Raw genomic sequence first — 16,636 nt, forward strand, 5'->3', positions numbered from 1 at the left:
CGTACGGTTGCCGGTCATCCACGCAATGACCAGGTCTGCCCAGAATCCTACCCGCGAGTAACATTCCGGGCCCAACGCGACCCACCCTAAGGTCAACCCGCCTTCTAGAACAATGCTCTAGCCTGTGAGATAGCGCTGAATCGTCGGCGCTATCAGCGCCACCAGCTCCTCGTCGTCGGCGGTGGCCAAGGGCTCCAGCTGCAGCACGTAGCGCGCCATCACCAGCCCGAACATCTGCGAGAAGGCCGCCTCTATCCGCAGGTGCGGCACGCCCAGCCCGTCGGCCACCCGGAAGAGCAGGGCGTTGGTGATGAACTCCCGCAGCATCGCCAGCGCCGCCTCGTTGGTCATCGCCGAGCGCATCAGCGCGATCACCGGCTGGCGGGCCTCTTCCTCGGAGGTCAGCGTGAGCAACAGGCGGACCAGCCGCTCGCCCACCTCCTCACGCGGCCCCTCCAGGAGCGCCGGCACCACTTCCTCCGGATTGATCGGGAGCTGCATGGCCTCGGCGAACATGCCCTCCTTGGTGTTGAAATAGTGATGCACCAGCGCGGGATCGACCTTCGCCTCCCTGGCGATGCCCCGAACCGTCGCCTTGTCGAAGCCCTTCTCGGCGAAGACCGTCCTGGCCGCGGTGAGGATCTCGCCCCGCGTGTCCGCGGACCCCGGCCGGCGGCCGGGGCGCCGTTTGACGGTCATCTCCCCACCGCCAGGTAGACGCGCATCGGCACGCTCAGCATGCCGTCGGGGAAGGCCAGTCTGAGCTCGCCGCGGCGCCGCTCCACCAGCTCGTCGGCCAGCTCGGCCGGCAGCGCCGCCATGTAGGAGTGGGAACGTAGGTCGAGCAGGAACTCCTCGATGCCGACCAGCCGGTTCCACGGGATCCAGCGCTCCTCGACCACCTCGAAGGCGGCGGCGATCGGCGGCGGCGACCACTTCTCGTGCGCCGGGCCCCAGTAGCGCGGCGCCTCGGCCGACAGCCTCGCCTCGTAGGCAGCCAGCCACTCGGCCTGGCCGGCGTCGGCGAAGTTCCAGCAGGCGGCGATCGCGCCGCCGGGGCGCAGCGCCCGCCGGGCCTCGGCGATCGAGACGGCCGGGTCGAGCCAGTGCCACGACTGGGCATAGGTGACCAGGTCCGCGCTGGCGTCGCCCACGGGCAACGCGTTGCCGTCGGCCACGACCGCGGCGACGCCGGCCGTACCGGAGAGGCGGGAGACCAGGTAGGAGAGCATTTCCGCGCCCGGATCCACGGCCAGCACCCGCGCGCCGCGGGCCCGCAGGGCACGCGTCAGGATGCCCGTGCCCGCGCCGACGTCCACGACCGTCGCGCCCGCGAGCTCGATCCCCGTGATCTCGGACACGGCGCCGTAAACCTCGTCGGGGTAGTGCGGGCGGGCCGCGTCGTAGGCCTCGGCGACCCGGTCGAACACCCTGCCGAGTTCACGTTCGATCATGTGCGCGCCGCCAGGTACAGCCGGGCGAAGGCGAGCGCCTCGGCGAGGTCGTCGATCCGCTCGGACCGCGAGGCCGCCTTGCGGGTGTTGATCTCCAGCACGACCAGGCCGTCGTAGCCGTTCCTCGCCAGGCGCTCCAGCATCGGCGCGCACGGCTGGTTGCCGCGGCCCGGCACCAGGTGCTCGTCCTTGTTGGTGGTGCCGAGGCCGTCGGCCAGGTGGAGATGGGCCAGCCGGTCGCCCAGCTTGGTCGCCATCTCCATGGCGTCGGAGCCGGAGACCGCGGTGTGCGACAGGTCGAGCGTGACGTGGGGGAAGTCGTAGTCGACCGGGTTCCAGTCGGGCGAGTACGGCACCACGTCGTTGCCGCGGGCGCGCAGCGGGAACATGTTCTCCACCGCGAAGACGATGTCGGTCTCCTCGCGCATGCGCGCCAGGCCGGTCTCGAAGTCGCGAGCGTAGTCGCGCTGCCAGCGGAACGGCGGATGCACCACGACGGTCTGCGCGCCCAGCCGCTCGGCGGCCTTCTGCGCCCTGACCAGCTTGGCCCACGGATCGCGCCCCCAGACACGCTGGGTGACCAGCAGGCAGGGCGCGTGGATGGCCAGCACGGGCACCTCGTAGTGCTGCGAAAGCCGCTCGATCACGTCGATGTCCTGGCTCACAGGGTCGGCGCCGACCATGATCTCGACCCCGTCGTAACCCAGGCGCGCGGCCAGTTCGAACGCATCGGGTGTGCGTTCCGGATATACCGAAGCAGTGGACAATGCGATCTTCGCATTGGGCACGCGGATGACGTCAGCCACGTTGCCAGCCTAAGCGGGGCGAGGCTGCGGCGTGGCGCATGCGCCTACGGTTGACCCATGTCACGCATTGCCCACGGCGCCATCCCGAGTCCCAACATATGGAACACGCCGCAGGTCTACGAGCTGGAGAACCGCGCCGTCGACCCCGATGGCGCGGCCGACGCGGCGATGCGGGAGATCCGTCCGCGAGACGGCGCGGTCGTGCTCGACATCGGCTGCGGCACCGGCTACCACCTGCCCGCGCTCGCCGCGGAGGCCGCCCGGGTGATCGGCGTGGAGCCGCACGGCGACCTGGTCAAGCTGGCCCTGCGGCGCTGCGCGGGCCTGCCCGGCGTCGAGGTGCACCGCGCCACCGCCCAGAGCCTGCCGGTGCCCGACGCGAGCGTGGACGTCGTGATCGCGCGCTGGGCGTACTTCTTCGGTCCCGGCTGCGAGCCGGGCCTGCGCGAACTCGACCGCGTGGTACGGCGGGGCGGCGCCGCCTTCGTCGTCGACCTGGACGCCACCCGGGGCGACTTCGGCCGCTGGTTCCAGCGCACCGTGCCCAGCTACTCCCCCACGGCCGTCGAGACCTTCTGGACCCGGCAGGGCTGGCTGCGCCGTCCGCTCGACCTGCGCATGTCCTTCGAGCGGCGGGCCGACCTGGAGGCGGTGCTGCGCATCGAGTTCACGCCGGAGGTGGCCGCCGAGGCGATCCGGGAGACTCCGGGCCTGGAAGTGGCCTATCCGAACGTGCTGCGGTGGCGTACCTATTGACATTGACGTTGGTGTCAACGTTTAGCGTGGAGGCATGCGGATCGGTGAACTGGCCAGACGGGCGGGCGTGAGCACCAGGTCACTGCGCTACTACGAGCAGCACGGCCTGATCAGCGCCCGGCGCGCCGCCAACGGCTACCGCGAGTATCAGGAGGACGACGTCCGGCTGGTCAGCGAGATCCGCACACTGCTCACCAACGGTTTCACGCTGGACGACGCCCGTCCGTTCGTCGAATGCCTGCGCTCCGGCCACTCCTCCGGCGGCGACTGCGCCGGTTCTGTGGAGGTCTACCGGCGCAAGCTGGAGGAGATCGACTCCGAGATCCGGACGCTGCTCGCCCGCCGTGCCGAGGTGGCCGCGCAACTGTGCTCCGGATGTGTCTTCAAGGGAGAGAAATGATCACGCTGACGACCGAGAACTTCGACGAGCAGGTACTGAAGAGCGACAAGCCGGTGCTCGTGGACTTCTGGGCCGAATGGTGCGGGCCCTGCCGTATGGTCGCCCCGGTGCTGGAGGAGATCGAGGCCACGCGCGGCCTGGCGGTCGGCAAGCTCAACACCGACGAGAACCCGGAGATCATGGCCCGCTTCGGAGTGATGAGCATTCCGACCATGATCCTTTTTGCGAACGGGGAGCCGGTCAAGCAGGTCATCGGCGCCAAGCCCAAGCGCCTGCTGGAGCGCGAACTGGGCCTCGCGTAGTCCCTTTTGTGTAGTTCGGATCCTCATCGCGAGCGATCCGCTCCGCTGAGTGACCGTCCTAACGTGGCCGGTCATGAGCCGAGTTCTCAGTCTTCTCGCGCTGGCCGTGCTGGTGGCGGTCACGATGTTCGACCTGGCGCCGCCCAGGAGCGGCGCCACGGCCTTCAGCGCGGCCCGCGCCTTCGAGGACGTGCGGGTGGTCGCGAAGGCGCCGCACCCGACCGGCTCGGCCGCGAACGACCGCGTCCGCGACCACCTGGTGGCTCGCCTGAAGGAAATCGGCTTCGACACCCGCGTCCAGGAGGGCGTCGGCGTGCTGCCCCTGACCTACACGGGCAGCACGCCCGTCGGCCGGGTCCGCAACATCGTCGCCACCCGCCCCGGCACCGCCTCCACCGGCCGGATCATCCTGGCCGCCCACTACGACTCCGTACCGGGCGCGCCCGGCGCCGCCGACGACGGCGCCGGGACCGCGGCGGTCCTGGAGGTCGCCCGCACCCTGCCGCCGAACCTCCGCAACGACGTCGTCGTCCTGCTCACCGACGCCGAGGAGGCAGGACTGCTCGGCGCCGAGGCCTTCGCGCGCCAGAACCGCTTCGACGGCCCCGTCGTGGTGCTCAACCACGAGGCCCGCGGTGTGCGCGGCACCGTGCAGATGTTCCGCTCCTCCGGTGGCCTCATCGACGTGTACGGCACCGCCGCCCCGCACCCCGCCGCGGACTCCGCCTTCGCCTCCCTGATGGGCCTGCTGCCCAACAACACCGACTTCCACGTCTTCGAACAGGCCCGGTGGATGGGTCTTGACTCGGCCTTCGTCGGCGGCGGCGCGTACTACCACACCCCGCTCGACGACCCCGCCCACCTGGACCGGGGCAGTCTCCAGCAGATGGGCGACAACGCGCTGGCCGTGGCGGCGGCGCTGGGGTCGAAGGACCTGGGCACGCTGGAGTCCGCGGGCGAGTCGGTGTTCTTCACCGTGCCCGGGGCGCTGGTCAGGTATCCGGGATGGCTGGAGATCCCGATCGCGGCGCTCGCCCTCGTGATGGCTCTGGCCGTGGTGTTCGTGATGCGGCGGCGGGGGCTGGTGAGATGGCCCGGGGCCCTCGCCGGGCTGGGGATGTCTCTGGTGACCGTGGTCCTGGCCGGGGCCTGGGGATACGCCCTGTGGCCGCTGCTGGGGGCGCTGCGGCCCGACTACACGATGATGTTCACCGGCGACCCCTACCGGCCCTGGTTGTACTGGGCGGCTCTGCTGGTGTTCACGGCGGCGATCGTGCTGGTGTGCGCGTCGCTGTTCCGCCGCCGGTCGGATGGGCCGGTGCTCTGCGGGCCGGCCTGCGGTGGGCTGCTTCTTGTCGCGTCGCTCGGGATGGTGTCGGCCTTGCTGCTGCCCGGAGGGTCGCACGTGTTCGCCTGGCCGGCGTTGTTCGCGGCGCTCGGATGGCTGGTGTCCCTGAAGCTGCCGCGGGGCGGGATCGTGGCGCTGACGGCCGGGCTGGCGCCGGCGGCGGTCATGCTCGGCGGCACCGCGCTGACCTCGCTGGACATCGGGCTGGGCATCGGCGGCATGCTGTCGGCTCCGCACTTCGCGCTCCTGCTGCTGCTGGCACTGCCCGTGGTGGCGCGGCCGCCGGGCCGTACCGTGTGGGTGGGGCTGCCCGTCGCGGCGGCGGCGCTGATCGCGGCGGGACTGTTCGCGGACCGCTTCGACGCCGCCCACCCGCGCCAGGAGCACCTCTCCTACGCGATCGACACCGGCACCGGCGAGGCGCGCTGGGGACGGCCCGGTGCCGGCGGCGCCGACGGCGTCCGGTTCTTCGGCGAGGAGGACCTGACCACGAGCCGGGCCCCCGCGGCCCCCTTGCGCGCGCCCGGACTGACCGTGCTGAAGGACACGACCTCCGGCGAGGTCAGGACCATGGCGCTCCGCCTGACCCCGTCCGGGGCCGCGCCGGTCGTCGGGCTGGACGTCGAGGGACAGCGGCCGAAGATCACCGTGGCGGGCCGCGAGCTGGGCGAGCGGGCCGGGTTCGCCTTCCACGCGCCGCCCGCCGAGGGCGTCGAGGTCACGCTGACGCTCCGCGCGGGCGAGGCCAAGATCCGCATCTACCAACAGGAGTACGACATGTCGGTGATCCCCGGATACCGGGTCCCGGAAGGCAGCATGCAGCTCCAGCCGCGCACGACCGCCTTCCTGACGAAGATTGTCGCCCCCGCCCGCTAGCCTGCTCCGCATGGCCAAGACTGCGACGGGTTATCGCTGCACCGAGTGCGGCTGGCGCACGCTCAAGTGGGTCGGCCGCTGCGGCGAGTGCCAGGCGTGGGGCACGGTCGACGAGGAGGGCGCCAAGGGCGTCCACGTCGTGCGGGCCGGAGCCACGACGGGGCCGGCCGTACCGATCGGCGAGGTCAAGGCCGAGCTCGCGACCGCGCGCACCACCGGCGTGGGCGAGCTCGACCGGGTCCTCGGCGGCGGGGTCGTGCCCGGCGCCGTCATCCTGCTGGCCGGCGAGCCCGGCATCGGCAAGTCCACGCTGCTGCTGGAGGCGGCCGCGTCCATCGCCCAGCGCGCCACCGTTCTCTACGTCACGGGCGAGGAGTCGGCGGCGCAGGTCAGGATGCGCGCCGACCGTATCGGGGCGCTGCGCGACAACCTCTACCTGGCCGCGGAGACCGAGCTGTCCGCGCTGGTCACCCACGTGGAGAAGGTCCAGCCCCGCTTCCTCGTGGTCGACTCGGTGCAGACGATCGGCTCCGCGCAGGCCACCGGCGTGCCCGGCGGCGTCACCCAGGTGCGCGAGGTCGCGGCGAACCTGGTCCGGCTGGCCAAGGAACGCAACATGGCGACCGTACTGGTCGGCCACGTCACCAAGGACGGCTCGATCGCCGGGCCCCGCACGCTTGAGCACCTCGTCGACGTGGTGCTCAACTTCGAGGGCGACCGCCACTCGCGGCTGCGCCTGGTGCGCGCGGTGAAGAACCGCTTCGGGCCGACCGACGAGGTGGGCTGCTTCGACCTGCACGAGCGCGGCATCGAGGGCATCACCGACCCCACCGGGCTGTTCGTCTCCCAGCGCAGCAAGCCCGTCCCCGGCACCTGCGTGACCGTGACCGTCGAAGGCACCCGGCCGCTGCCCGCCGAGGTCCAGGCGCTGGTCGCGCGCACCGAGGCGCAGCAGCCCCGGCGCACCACCTCGGGGCTCGACTCCTACCGGGTGCAGTTGGTGCTGGCCGTACTCGAACGCAGGCTCAACGCCAAGCTGGGCGGGTGCGACGTATTCACCGCCACGGTCGGCGGGCTGAAAATTGCCGACCCCGCGGTGGATTTGTCCGTTATGCTCGCCGTGGCCAGTGCGGCGGGTGACAAACCGCTGCCTTCCGGTCTGGTCGCTCTCGGCGAGGTCGGGCTGGCCGGGGAGCTGCGGCCGGTCAAGGACGTCCGGAGGCGGCTCACCGAAGCCGCGCGGCTCGGCTTCACCCGCGCGCTCGTACCCGCCGGATCGCTCGAAGAATCCGGCAACAAGCGCGCCGGCCAGCGCTCGCTGGTGCCGGTCGGGCCGGTGTCGTTCGCGCCCGGGTTCGAAGTCGTCCAGGCGGAGAACGTGTGGGACGCACTCACACACGTCACATAGCCCCGCTAAGCTGAAGTTGACATATCTACACGGGGGTCAGGTGCCAAACGACAGGAGTCTTGACGACCGCCGTCGCGAAGCCCTGGCCGCAGTGGCGCCGGGCACACAGCTGCGCGACGGCCTGGAGCGGATCCTGCGCGGGCAGACCGGCGGCCTGATCGTGCTGGGCTACAACGATTCGGTCGAAGACCTGTGCAGCGGCGGGTTCCTGCTCGACGTCGAGTTCTCGCCCACCCGCCTGCGCGAACTGGCCAAGATGGACGGCGCGATCGTGGTCCACCACGACGAGGCCAAAATCGTCCGTGCCGCCGTCCACCTCGTGCCCGACCCCTCCATCCCCACCGACGAGTCCGGCACCCGCCACCGCACCGCCCAGCGCGTGGCCCGCCAGACCGGCCTGCCGATCATCGCGATCAGCAAGTCCATGCGGATCATCGCCCTCTACCTCGACGGCATCCGCTACGTCCTGGAGGAGTCGGCCGCCATCCTGTCGCGCGCCAACCAGGCACTGGCCACGCTCGAACGCTACAAACACCGCCTCGACGAGGTCTCCGGCACCCTGTCGGCGCTGGAGATCGAAGACCTGGTGACCGTCCGCGACGTGGCCGCGGTCGCGCAGCGGCTGGAGATGGTCCGCCGCATCAGCGACGAGATCAAGGGCTACGTGGTCGAACTCGGCACCGACGGCCGCCTGCTGTCCCTGCAACTGGACGAGCTGGTGGCCGGAGTCGACTCAGAACGCGAACTGGTGGTGCGCGACTACCTCCCCGCCCCGGCCGGCCGCCGCCACCGCAACTTCGCCGAGTCACTCCACTCGCTCGACAACCTCACCGGCAGCGAGCTCCTCGACCTGTCCGCCGTCGCCCACGTCCTGGGCCACAGCGGCAACGAGACCCTCGACAGCCCCGTCAGCCCGCGCGGCTTCCGCCTGCTGGCCAAGGTCCCCCGCCTGCCCGCCACGGTCGTCGACCGCCTGGTGGACCACTTCGGCGGCCTGCAGAAACTCCTGGCGGCCAGCATCGACGACCTCCAGGCGGTGGGCGGCGTCGGCGAGTCCCGCGCCCGCAGCGTCCGCGAGGGCCTCTCCCGCCTCGCCGAGTCCAGCATCCTCGAGCGCTACGTGTAGCAGCTGTCTGTTCTCCCGGTAGCTCCCATCAGCGGAGGTGGAAGACGACCAGGGGGCTTTTGAGCTTGCCCAGGCGGGCCACCGCCACGTACGTGCCGGGCAGGGCGGTGGGGCCGTCGGCCGTGCACGCGGTGCGGGAGCGTTTGCGGTCCCAGTCCACCGTGCGCACGAACGGGATCCCCCGCTCCAGCTTCTGCGCCGTCCCCGTCTCCCCGCTCACGCAGTCGGCCGTCGACCAGATGCGGTCCTCGCCGGACGTGATGCGGATCTCCATGGTCCGCGGCCCCACGTCGGTCGTGCACATGACCTGGCCGGTGTTGACGAGCGTGGCCATCAGGTTGGGCATGGCGCCGGCGCCGTACACGTCCTGCCTGCCCTGCAGGTTGAGGACCAGGTCGCTTTCCTCGCACGGCGCCCCGGGGCGTTTCACCTTGGCCGGGGCCGTGGTGGCGGGGTTCTTGGTGGGGGACGGGGTGGGGCTGGGGCTGGCCGTACCGAGAGCGAGGGTACGCAAGCCGGCCAGAAGCGGATCGGCCGCGGGCGGACCACTGCTCGTCGCGGTCTGCGCGCTCGAGGTCCGCTGCGGACCGCTGGAGCCGCTGGAGCAGGCCCACGCCACGACGGCGACCACCACCAGCACGCCGACCAGCACGCTCATGCGCCGACGCCAGTAGACGTCGCCGCCATCGCCACGCATCGCATCCGAATCCATACGCACAGCATGGTAATTCTGTGGCCACCGAGGGTGACGACACGCCGTCGGTCACCCTTTCCGCGTACGCTAAGGCGGGTGATCGAGCCGATCCTCCTACACACCCCCGTTCTGGAGTGGTACGCCGACAACGCCCGAGACCTCCCCTGGCGCGCCGATGACGCGACGCCGTGGGGCGTGCTGGTGAGCGAGATCATGCTGCAGCAGACGCCGGTCGTCCGAGTGCTGCCGATCTGGCAGGGGTGGATGGAACGCTGGCCCACTCCGAAATCTCTGGCCGTCGAACCGCCCGGCGAGGCCGTGCGCCACTGGGGCCGCCTCGGCTACCCGCGCCGCGCGCTGCGCCTGCACGCGTGCGCCAAGGCCATCGCGGACGAGCACGGCGGCGAGGTCCCCTCCGACCACGCGACGTTGCTGGCCCTTCCCGGCATCGGCGAGTACACCGCCGCCGCCGTGGCCAGCTTCGCCTTCGGTGGCCGCCACGCCGTCCTGGACACCAACGTCCGCCGCGTGTTCGCCCGCGCGGTGCGCGGGGACGAGTACCCGCCGACCGCCACTTCCGCCGCCGAGCGCCGCCTCGCCGAAGCCCTCCTGCCCGCTCTGGGCGCGCCCCGCTGGGGTGTGGCCGTCATGGAACTGGGCGCCTTGGTCTGTACGGCCCGCAGCCCCAAATGCGCCGACTGCCCGATCTCCGACCTGTGCACGTGGCGCCTGACGGGCAAACCGGCCCACGACGGCCCGGCCCGCAAAGGCCAGACGTACGCCGGGACCGACCGCCAATGCCGCGGCCGCCTCCTGGCCGTGCTCCGCGCCGCCCACGGCCCGGTCCCGAAGTCAGCTCTGGACGTGGTCTGGGACGACCACGTCCAACGCGAACGCGCCCTGGACGGCCTCATCACCGACGGCCTGGCCGAACACCTGGACGACGGCACCTACCAACTCCCCACGTGACCCATGGCCGATGGCGTGCGGGCTTGAAGGCGCGGAGGGCCACCTTCGGTGGGTCAGGCGATCCAGGCCGGGGTGCCGAACTCCTTGCCGTCGGCCCCGAAGGCGTGGGCGTCGCCCGGTGCGGTCACCACGGCGGTGTAGCCCTCGGCGCCGTCGGCCACGATCTGGCGGGCCGTGCGCGCGGGCATGATCACGGTGTCACCGGCCGCCACCGCGAACGTCTCCTCACCCAGCGACACCGTCGCGCTCCCGGCGATCCAGGTCCACACCTGCTCGACGTCGAAGTCGTGCAGCGGCCCCTGGCCGCCCGGCTTCACTTCCACCCGCCACAGGGAACGGCTCGCGCCGCCCTGCGTGGGCGAGGCCAGGGTGGTCATGACGCCTCCGGGAGTCTCGGTCACACGGGCGTCGGCGTTGCGAACCACTGTCATGGCGTTCTCCTCATGTACGATAGACAACCAAGTTGTCCATAAGGTAAACGAGGTTGTCTATCATGTCAAGCGAGCCCCCGGGCTTCGAGTTGCCGCTGCGTCTGTTCATGGCGTTCCGCATGATCATCGACGAGCTGCACGCCGAGCTCGCCCGCCAGGGCCACCCGGACGTTCGCCCCATGCACGGCTTCGTCATGCAGGCCGTCGGCCCCCACGGCACCACCGCCGTCGACCTCGGCCGCACGCTCGGCGTCTCGAAACAGGCCGCGGGAAAGACCATCGACACGCTGGAACGCCTCGGCTACGTGGAACGCAGCACCGACCCGGCCGACTCCCGCCGGAAAATCGTCAAGCTGACCCCGTACGGGGTGGACGCGCTGATGAAGTCCGCCGCCATCTTCGACGACCTGAGGCGCACCTGGTCCCACACCCTCGGCGAGGACCGGCTACGCGCCCTCGAACAGGACCTCCGCACGATGACGCCACCGGACTTCTTCCGCCTGGACATCCCGGGCTGGTTCGGCGGCCTGTGACGCGGGAACCCGGCGCGCGAAGCCAGAACCGCCGGCCCGACGAGGCCGAAGGAGGCTAGGCGGCGAGCTGGAGGCCGAGGCTGGTGAGGTTGGTGCGGGCCCAGTCGAGTTCCTCGGCGAGGAGGGAGACCAGGGCGCCGGGGCCCTTGGCACGGCCGGGGACGATGAGGTTGTGGGTCTCGACCTCGATGTGCGCCGTACCGTTGACCGCCCCGGACAGCATCGCCGTCAGCGTGTCGTGAAGGACGGCGCCGGTGCTCGGGTTCTCGTCCGTGTGGTTGTGCACGTGGCCCAGCTTGACCACGGGGGCGCCGGCGGCGGCCAGGCCGCGCAGCGCCGCGCCGGGCTCCTCCGCGCCGCAGGCCAGGTGACAGGCGTCCAGGCAGACGCCGAGGTGCTCGGAGTCGATGCCGCAGACCCGCTCCAGGGCCTGCTCGGTCGTCTCCAGCACGCACCCGGGCCACGGCTCGAAGCCGACCCGGATGGTCTTGCCGGTGACGCTGTAGATGCCGCGCAGCTCGCGCGCCAGCCGTTCCAGCCGCTTGGTGGCGATCGTGTGCAGATCGGACGGCCAGTCGCGCCGCCACCCGATCGGAATCGTGGAGATGCTCCCGAACCGCACGTCCTCCGGCAGCAGGAACGCCAGGATCTTGGCCAGGGCCATCGTGTAGCGGTAGCGCTCGGGCTTGGCCCAGTCGGGGCCGGGAACCTCCTGGTTGCGGCCGCCCGTCCCGTTGAGGCTGACGACCTCCAGACCGCGTTCCTCCAGGGAACGGCGCAGGCGTACCAGCTCGATGCGGTCAGCCGTCAGATGATCGGCCACGGCGGGCGACAACCACAGCCCGATTCCCATGCGCTCCACCCCAAGCCGCTTGCGCACCGGTACGGCGTAGCGGGTCAGGTGGGCGATCAGGTTCTCGAGGTCTTCCGCGGGGTGCACGCCTGCGTTGTAGGCCAGGTGAACGAGCGTTCCGTCGTCGTGACGCAGGCGCATCGGCTTCCTCCACGGCTTGCACTGGTGTTGTTCCGGTCGCCCGCCTCGGGAGAGCGCGGCCCTTGTCCGAGCATGTCTGCTCCCGGGTGACCCACGCGTCCGCCCTGAGTTGATTCCTCACTACTCCCCAGGGAGCAGCCTCACGGTAGGCGCACCTTCTTGTGGCGCACTTGGACGAGACTTGGCGACCTCATGCTCTACGCAGTGTAGTACTACCTGCCGTGGTGATACACCCCGTCCGCCCAACGATTCGGAAACATTGCCGCCCACCCCACCCCGCCACCGAAACCCTTCCACCCGAACCCCAGAACCCCACCAAACCAACCCCATCGGAGCCACACACCCGTGGGCGTCAACCGCAGGGCACGGGCACGATGGCGCTCCGGAGGTCCGGGTCAGCGACGCACCACTGGACACCGTCACCGCGCCTTGGGCCCGTGTGCCCCTGGGCCCGCGGAGCGTGGGCAGGTGTGCGCGCGTCACGGCGGGGAGCGGTGAGGCGGAGGAGCGTGCCCCTGGAGGGCCGGGCAGGCACGACGGCGGGCGGGGCCGACCAGGCTTGCCGTAACGGATGCAAAGGGGTGAGAGCGGCTTGAGAGCGCGAAGAGCCCCCCGTGGCAAACCACGGGGGGCTCTTGCGGACTGAGCTCGGTCAGTTCTGGATGGGCGCTGCGATCGCCGCCGCCGAGTCGGGCACCTCGGTGGGTGCCGTCTCGCCGGTGAAGACGAACTTGGCGTTGTCGCCTTCGCCCTCGATCGTCACCTTGATGACCTGGCCCGCGCGCAGCTCGCCGTAGAGGATCTTCTCCGACAGCGAGTCCTCCAGCTCACGCTGGATGGTACGGCGCAGCGGCCGGGCCCCCATGACGGGGTCGTAGCCGCGGTCGGCCAGGAGCTGCTTGGCGTCCTGGGCGACGTCCAGCGACATGTCCCGGTCCTTCAGCCGCTCGGACACCTGGGCGAGCATCAGATCGACGATCTTGATGATCTCCTTCGGCGTGAGCTGGTGGAAGACCACGATGTCGTCGACACGGTTGAGGAACTCGGGCCGGAAGTGCTGCTTGAGCTCCTCCTGGACCTTGGACTTCATCCGGTCGTAGTTGGACTCCGCGTCGTTCGCCTTCGCGAACCCGACCCCGATGCCCTTGGAGATGTCACGGGTGCCGAGGTTCGTGGTCATGATGATGACCGTGTTCTTGAAGTCGACCACGCGGCCCTGGGCGTCGGTCAGGCGACCGTCTTCCAGGATCTGCAGCAGCGAGTTGAAGATGTCGGGGTGGGCCTTCTCGATCTCGTCGAACAGGACCACGGAGAACGGCTTGCGCCGCACCTTCTCCGTCAGCTGACCGCCCTCCTCGTACCCGACGTAGCCGGGCGGGGAGCCGAACAGCCTGGAGACGGTGTGCTTCTCCATGAACTCCGACATGTCCAGCATGATCAGCGCGTCTTCGTCGCCGAACAGGAACTCCGCCAGCGCCTTGGACAGCTCGGTCTTACCGACGCCGGACGGGCCGGCGAAGATGAACGAGCCACCGGGGCGGCGGGGGTCCTTCAGGCCGGCGCGGGTGCGCCGGATGGAGCGGGACAGACCCTTGATGGCGTCGTCCTGGCCGATGATCCGCTTGTGGAGTTCGTCCTCCATGCGGAGCAGGCGCTGCGACTCCTCCTCGGTCAGCTTGAAGATCGGGATGCCCGTCGCCGTGGCGAGGACCTCCGCGATGAGCTCTTCCGTGACCTCGGCGACGACGTCCATGTCGCCGGCCTTCCACTCCTTCTCCCGCCGCTCGCGCTTGAGCTGGAGCTGCTTCTCCTGGTCGCGGAGGGCAGCCGCCTTCTCGAAGTCCTGCGCGTCGATCGCGGACTCCTTGTCGCGGCGGACGTTGGCGATCTTCTCGTCGTACTCGCGCAGGTCCGGCGGAGCGGTCATCCGGCGGATGCGCATCCGGGAACCGGCCTCGTCGATGAGGTCGATCGCCTTGTCGGGCAGGTAGCGGTCGCTGATGTAGCGGTCGGCCAGGCGGGCCGCGGCGACCAGCGCGTCGTCGGTGATCGACACGCGGTGGTGCGCCTCGTAGCGGTCGCGCAGACCCTTGAGAATCTCGATCGTGTGGCTGAGCGACGGCTCTGCCACTTGGATCGGCTGGAAGCGGCGCTCCAGCGCGGCGTCCTTCTCGAGGTACTTGCGGTACTCGTCGAGCGTGGTGGCGCCGATGGTCTGCAGCTCACCGCGGGCTAGCATCGGCTTGAGGATGCTGGCGGCGTCGATCGCGCCCTCGGCGGCGCCCGCACCCACGAGCGTGTGCAGCTCGTCGATGAACAGGATGATGTCCCCGCGCGTGCGGATCTCCTTGAGCACCTTCTTCAGGCGCTCTTCGAAGTCACCGCGGTAGCGGGAGCCGGCGACCAGAGCGCCGAGGTCAAGCGTGTAGAGCTGCTTGTCCTTCAGCGTCTCGGGCACCTCGCCCTTGACGATCTTCTGGGAGAGCCCCTCGACGACGGCGGTCTTGCCGACGCCGGGCTCGCCGATGAGAACGGGGTTGTTCTTGGTCCTCCGTGAGAGGACCTGCATGACCCGCTCGATCTCCTTCTCGCGGCCGATGACCGGATCCAGCTTGCCCTCGCGGGCGGCCTGGGTCAGGTTGCGGCCAAACTGGTCGAGCACCAGGGACGTCGACGGAGCCGACTCCTGCGGTCCACCCGCGGCCGCCGGTTCCTTGCCCTGATAGCCGTGCAGCAGCTGGATCACCTGCTGCCTGACACGGTTGAGATCGGCTCCAAGCTTGACCAGCACCTGGGCTGCCACACCCTCACCCTCGCGGATGAGACCGAGCAGGATGTGCTCGGTTCCGATGTAGTTGTGGCCCAGCTGCAAAGCCTCACGGAGCGACAGCTCGAGGACCTTCTTGGCCCGCGGGGTGAAAGGAATGTGCCCCGACGGAGCCGACTGGCCCTGGCCGATGATCTCCTCGACCTGCTGGCGCACACCCTCAAGGCTGATGCCGAGACTCTCCAGAGCCTTGGCGGCAACGCCCTCACCTTCGTGGATCAAACCAAGAAGAATGTGCTCAGTGCCGATGTAGTTGTGGTTGAGCATCCTGGCCTCTTCTTGGGCCAAGACGACAACCCGCCTCGCTCGGTCGGTGAACCTCTCGAACATCTCGTCGCTCCTCACAGAGCGGTCAGTCAGGCCGGTTTAGTCCGGTCCCGTCATCCCGCATGCTAGCCCTGGCTCGGCGAACCGTGCCCACTGCCGCTGACACGCTCTATAGCAGAGACGTTCCCCGAGAGCAGGGCGTTCACCCTCCATCCAACTACCGTTCGGGGGTGGTGTGTTCCCGATACGCCGCAAGCGAACGAGGTTTAGGACGCCCTCGGCGGACCGTCGGGAAATTACCGCCCGCCACGCGTACGGACCGCCACGACGAGGCGCCGGACACATCCGTAAGCCGTACTTGACATCCTATGGCCTCCCGGCAAGCGGTTGGCATGCGATCAGCCAGCGACTCCGCACTGATCGGCATTCAGGAATCAAGGACGCGTAAACCGCGAGTGCATCGGCAAATCCGGCTGCGGGGAGTGAGTACTCGCACGGTACGGCGGAGCGAAATCGTCAGGAATCACGGGTACCAAATGCGGCACAATGGGCCCCCAGGTCCACGATGCGAGACGCGCAAACCAGGACAAAGAGTGCCCTAAAAAACGATCATGCGCTTATGGCAGTCGCCGGGGTTCTAGGCAACTGTCATAAGCGCATGGTCGATCGCGACAGCGGTTAGTGCGCGGCTTCGTACTTCTCCACCACGGTGGAGGCGATTCGGCCGCGCTCGCTGACGGGCAGGCCGTGAGCCTTGGCCCACTGCCTGATCTCGGAGCTCTTCTCGCGGGTCATCGCGCGCTGCCCGCCACGACCCCGACGACGCGTGGAGACGGCACCGCCGCGCCGAGCGTGCTGCACGAAAGGCGAGAGCGCATCCCTCAGCTTCTTGGCGTTAACGTCACTGAGGTCAATCTCATACGAAGCGCCGTCAATAGCGAAGCTGACCGTCTCATTGGCCTCGCCCCCATCGAGGTCATCGATGAGAATCTCCTGGATCTGCTTGGCCATCTACGCAATCCTTTCCCGGAGCATTGTTTCATTCGCCTGCCCAAACATATACCCGGAAAGACGCTAAGACAATTCAGCGAGACACGGATTCGGCTGACTCGCGGATCAGTTGTGGTTCTCGACCCGATCCTGGCGGTTTGGCCGCCGGCCGGCGAGGGTCGGCGGGACGTCTTCAGCGCACGCCAAAGTCGAAGGGGCCGGTGACTCCAGCCGGTGTCACGGCGGCCGCCAAAGCTTCCGTAAGGCCTTCCATTCGTCCTCGGCCCGCGCGCCGATCGGGGTTTCCACGGCGACAGATTTCCCAGGAGCCGGCTGAACACCTCGGGCGCGGCGCCGCGTGCGGGGGCCGTGTGGCGGACAACCGCCGCCGCCCGACCATGGCGCCACGCGGATGCCACCCGTGCGACAGGTCGCCGACAAGGGGTGACCTGGGC

Annotated in this window: 16 protein-coding genes; 8 read left to right on the plus strand and 8 right to left on the minus strand. The window is 69.7% G+C overall.

Translation table 11 applies throughout. From position 1 onward, the window contains the following. Positions 1-117: 117 nt before the first annotated feature. The 3 genes from ACIBI5_RS33625 to ACIBI5_RS33635 are packed head-to-tail and all read right to left on the minus strand — an operon-like array spanning position 118 to position 2,260. Positions 118-699 (minus strand): TetR family transcriptional regulator, encoded by a 582-nt coding sequence (locus ACIBI5_RS33625; protein WP_397252751.1) that lies wholly within the window; start codon positions 697-699, stop codon positions 118-120. Beyond that, on the minus strand, positions 696-1,454 hold the full coding sequence (locus ACIBI5_RS33630) for a class I SAM-dependent methyltransferase (protein ID WP_397252752.1): 759 nt from the start codon (positions 1,452-1,454) through the stop codon (positions 696-698). The genes ACIBI5_RS33625 and ACIBI5_RS33630 overlap by 4 nt, the downstream gene beginning before the upstream one ends. Beyond that, positions 1,451-2,260, minus strand: coding sequence for a sugar phosphate isomerase/epimerase family protein (locus ACIBI5_RS33635; protein WP_397252753.1), 810 nt, complete (start codon positions 2,258-2,260; stop codon positions 1,451-1,453). The genes ACIBI5_RS33630 and ACIBI5_RS33635 overlap by 4 nt, the downstream gene beginning before the upstream one ends. A gap of 57 nt (positions 2,261-2,317) precedes the next feature. On the opposite strand from ACIBI5_RS33635, the gene ACIBI5_RS33640 reads away from it, so the two are divergent. From ACIBI5_RS33640 to disA, 6 genes are all read left to right on the plus strand, one after another. Then, complete coding sequence (locus ACIBI5_RS33640) at positions 2,318-3,016, plus strand: class I SAM-dependent methyltransferase (protein ID WP_397107101.1); 699 nt, start codon at positions 2,318-2,320, stop codon at positions 3,014-3,016. A gap of 34 nt (positions 3,017-3,050) precedes the next feature. Continuing rightward, positions 3,051-3,416, plus strand: a complete 366-nt coding sequence (locus ACIBI5_RS33645) for a MerR family transcriptional regulator (RefSeq protein ID WP_379611921.1) — start codon at positions 3,051-3,053, stop codon at positions 3,414-3,416. Continuing rightward, a complete protein-coding gene (gene trxA, locus ACIBI5_RS33650) occupies positions 3,413-3,718 on the plus strand; it encodes a thioredoxin (protein WP_397252754.1) in 306 nt (101 codons plus the stop codon). Before ACIBI5_RS33645 ends, trxA begins: the two co-directional genes overlap by 4 nt. 73 nt (positions 3,719-3,791) lie before the next feature. Then, positions 3,792-5,942: a M20/M25/M40 family metallo-hydrolase gene (locus ACIBI5_RS33655; RefSeq protein WP_397252755.1), complete on the plus strand. Its 2,151-nt coding sequence runs from the start codon at positions 3,792-3,794 to the stop codon at positions 5,940-5,942. Between the two features lie 10 nt (positions 5,943-5,952). Next, the gene (gene radA / locus ACIBI5_RS33660; protein WP_184971344.1) at positions 5,953-7,350 is read left to right on the plus strand and encodes a DNA repair protein RadA; all 1,398 of its coding nucleotides are present in this window, start codon (positions 5,953-5,955) and stop codon (positions 7,348-7,350) included. 40 nt (positions 7,351-7,390) lie between these two features. Further along, positions 7,391-8,476: a DNA integrity scanning diadenylate cyclase DisA gene (disA, locus tag ACIBI5_RS33665; protein WP_397252756.1), complete on the plus strand. Its 1,086-nt coding sequence runs from the start codon at positions 7,391-7,393 to the stop codon at positions 8,474-8,476. Positions 8,477-8,504: 28 nt separating this feature from the next. Here disA and ACIBI5_RS33670 read toward each other — a convergent pair whose 3' ends face one another. Continuing rightward, a complete protein-coding gene (locus tag ACIBI5_RS33670) occupies positions 8,505-9,188 on the minus strand; it encodes a hypothetical protein (RefSeq protein ID WP_397252757.1) in 684 nt (227 codons plus the stop codon). Positions 9,189-9,383: 195 nt separating this feature from the next. Here ACIBI5_RS33670 and ACIBI5_RS33675 point away from each other — a divergent pair, with 195 nt between their 5' ends. Next, positions 9,384-10,139 (plus strand): A/G-specific adenine glycosylase, encoded by a 756-nt coding sequence (locus ACIBI5_RS33675; protein ID WP_397252829.1) that lies wholly within the window; start codon positions 9,384-9,386, stop codon positions 10,137-10,139. A gap of 53 nt (positions 10,140-10,192) precedes the next feature. Here the strand turns inward: ACIBI5_RS33675 and ACIBI5_RS33680 are convergent, their stop codons facing one another. Next, the gene (locus tag ACIBI5_RS33680; protein WP_379638696.1) at positions 10,193-10,570 is read right to left on the minus strand and encodes a cupin domain-containing protein; all 378 of its coding nucleotides are present in this window, start codon (positions 10,568-10,570) and stop codon (positions 10,193-10,195) included. Positions 10,571-10,632: 62 nt separating this feature from the next. Between ACIBI5_RS33680 and ACIBI5_RS33685 the strand changes: the two genes are divergently transcribed. After that, positions 10,633-11,103: a MarR family winged helix-turn-helix transcriptional regulator gene (locus tag ACIBI5_RS33685; protein WP_379638697.1), complete on the plus strand. Its 471-nt coding sequence runs from the start codon at positions 10,633-10,635 to the stop codon at positions 11,101-11,103. A gap of 55 nt (positions 11,104-11,158) precedes the next feature. On the opposite strand, the gene ACIBI5_RS33690 is transcribed toward ACIBI5_RS33685, so the two are convergent. The 3 genes from ACIBI5_RS33690 to ACIBI5_RS33700 all read right to left on the minus strand — a co-directional run bounded on the left by ACIBI5_RS33690 (position 11,159) and on the right by ACIBI5_RS33700 (position 16,202). Then, a complete protein-coding gene (locus ACIBI5_RS33690; protein ID WP_184971354.1) occupies positions 11,159-12,097 on the minus strand; it encodes a TIM barrel protein in 939 nt (312 codons plus the stop codon). Between the two features lie 652 nt (positions 12,098-12,749). Further along, the gene (locus ACIBI5_RS33695; RefSeq protein ID WP_184971355.1) at positions 12,750-15,254 is read right to left on the minus strand and encodes an ATP-dependent Clp protease ATP-binding subunit; all 2,505 of its coding nucleotides are present in this window, start codon (positions 15,252-15,254) and stop codon (positions 12,750-12,752) included. A gap of 615 nt (positions 15,255-15,869) precedes the next feature. Further along, positions 15,870-16,202, minus strand: coding sequence for an Lsr2 family protein (locus ACIBI5_RS33700; protein WP_184971356.1), 333 nt, complete (start codon positions 16,200-16,202; stop codon positions 15,870-15,872). Positions 16,203-16,636 lie beyond the last annotated feature (434 nt).

This window comes from Nonomuraea sp. NPDC050540, assembly GCF_044457485.1.
GTDB lineage: Bacteria > Actinomycetota > Actinomycetes > Streptosporangiales > Streptosporangiaceae > Nonomuraea.

Bases quoted from the DNA above. Each gene is read 5' to 3' on its own strand.
- ACIBI5_RS33625 (WP_397252751.1), bottom strand. From the start codon at position 699: ATGACCGTCAAACGGCGCCCCGGCCGCCGGCCGGGGTCCGCGGACACG.
- ACIBI5_RS33630 (WP_397252752.1), bottom strand. From the start codon at position 1,454: ATGATCGAACGTGAACTCGGCAGGGTGTTCGACCGGGTCGCCGAGGCC.
- ACIBI5_RS33640 (WP_397107101.1), top strand. From the start codon at position 2,318: ATGTCACGCATTGCCCACGGCGCCATCCCGAGTCCCAACATATGGAAC.
- ACIBI5_RS33645 (WP_379611921.1), top strand. From the start codon at position 3,051: ATGCGGATCGGTGAACTGGCCAGACGGGCGGGCGTGAGCACCAGGTCA.
- trxA (WP_397252754.1), top strand. From the start codon at position 3,413: ATGATCACGCTGACGACCGAGAACTTCGACGAGCAGGTACTGAAGAGC.
- ACIBI5_RS33655 (WP_397252755.1), top strand. From the start codon at position 3,792: ATGAGCCGAGTTCTCAGTCTTCTCGCGCTGGCCGTGCTGGTGGCGGTC.
- radA (WP_184971344.1), top strand. From the start codon at position 5,953: ATGGCCAAGACTGCGACGGGTTATCGCTGCACCGAGTGCGGCTGGCGC.
- ACIBI5_RS33670 (WP_397252757.1), bottom strand. From the start codon at position 9,188: ATGGATTCGGATGCGATGCGTGGCGATGGCGGCGACGTCTACTGGCGT.
- ACIBI5_RS33675 (WP_397252829.1), top strand. From the start codon at position 9,384: ATGCTGCAGCAGACGCCGGTCGTCCGAGTGCTGCCGATCTGGCAGGGG.
- ACIBI5_RS33680 (WP_379638696.1), bottom strand. From the start codon at position 10,570: ATGACAGTGGTTCGCAACGCCGACGCCCGTGTGACCGAGACTCCCGGA.
- ACIBI5_RS33685 (WP_379638697.1), top strand. From the start codon at position 10,633: ATGTCAAGCGAGCCCCCGGGCTTCGAGTTGCCGCTGCGTCTGTTCATG.
- ACIBI5_RS33690 (WP_184971354.1), bottom strand. From the start codon at position 12,097: ATGCGCCTGCGTCACGACGACGGAACGCTCGTTCACCTGGCCTACAAC.
- ACIBI5_RS33695 (WP_184971355.1), bottom strand. From the start codon at position 15,254: ATGTTCGAGAGGTTCACCGACCGAGCGAGGCGGGTTGTCGTCTTGGCC.
- ACIBI5_RS33700 (WP_184971356.1), bottom strand. From the start codon at position 16,202: ATGGCCAAGCAGATCCAGGAGATTCTCATCGATGACCTCGATGGGGGC.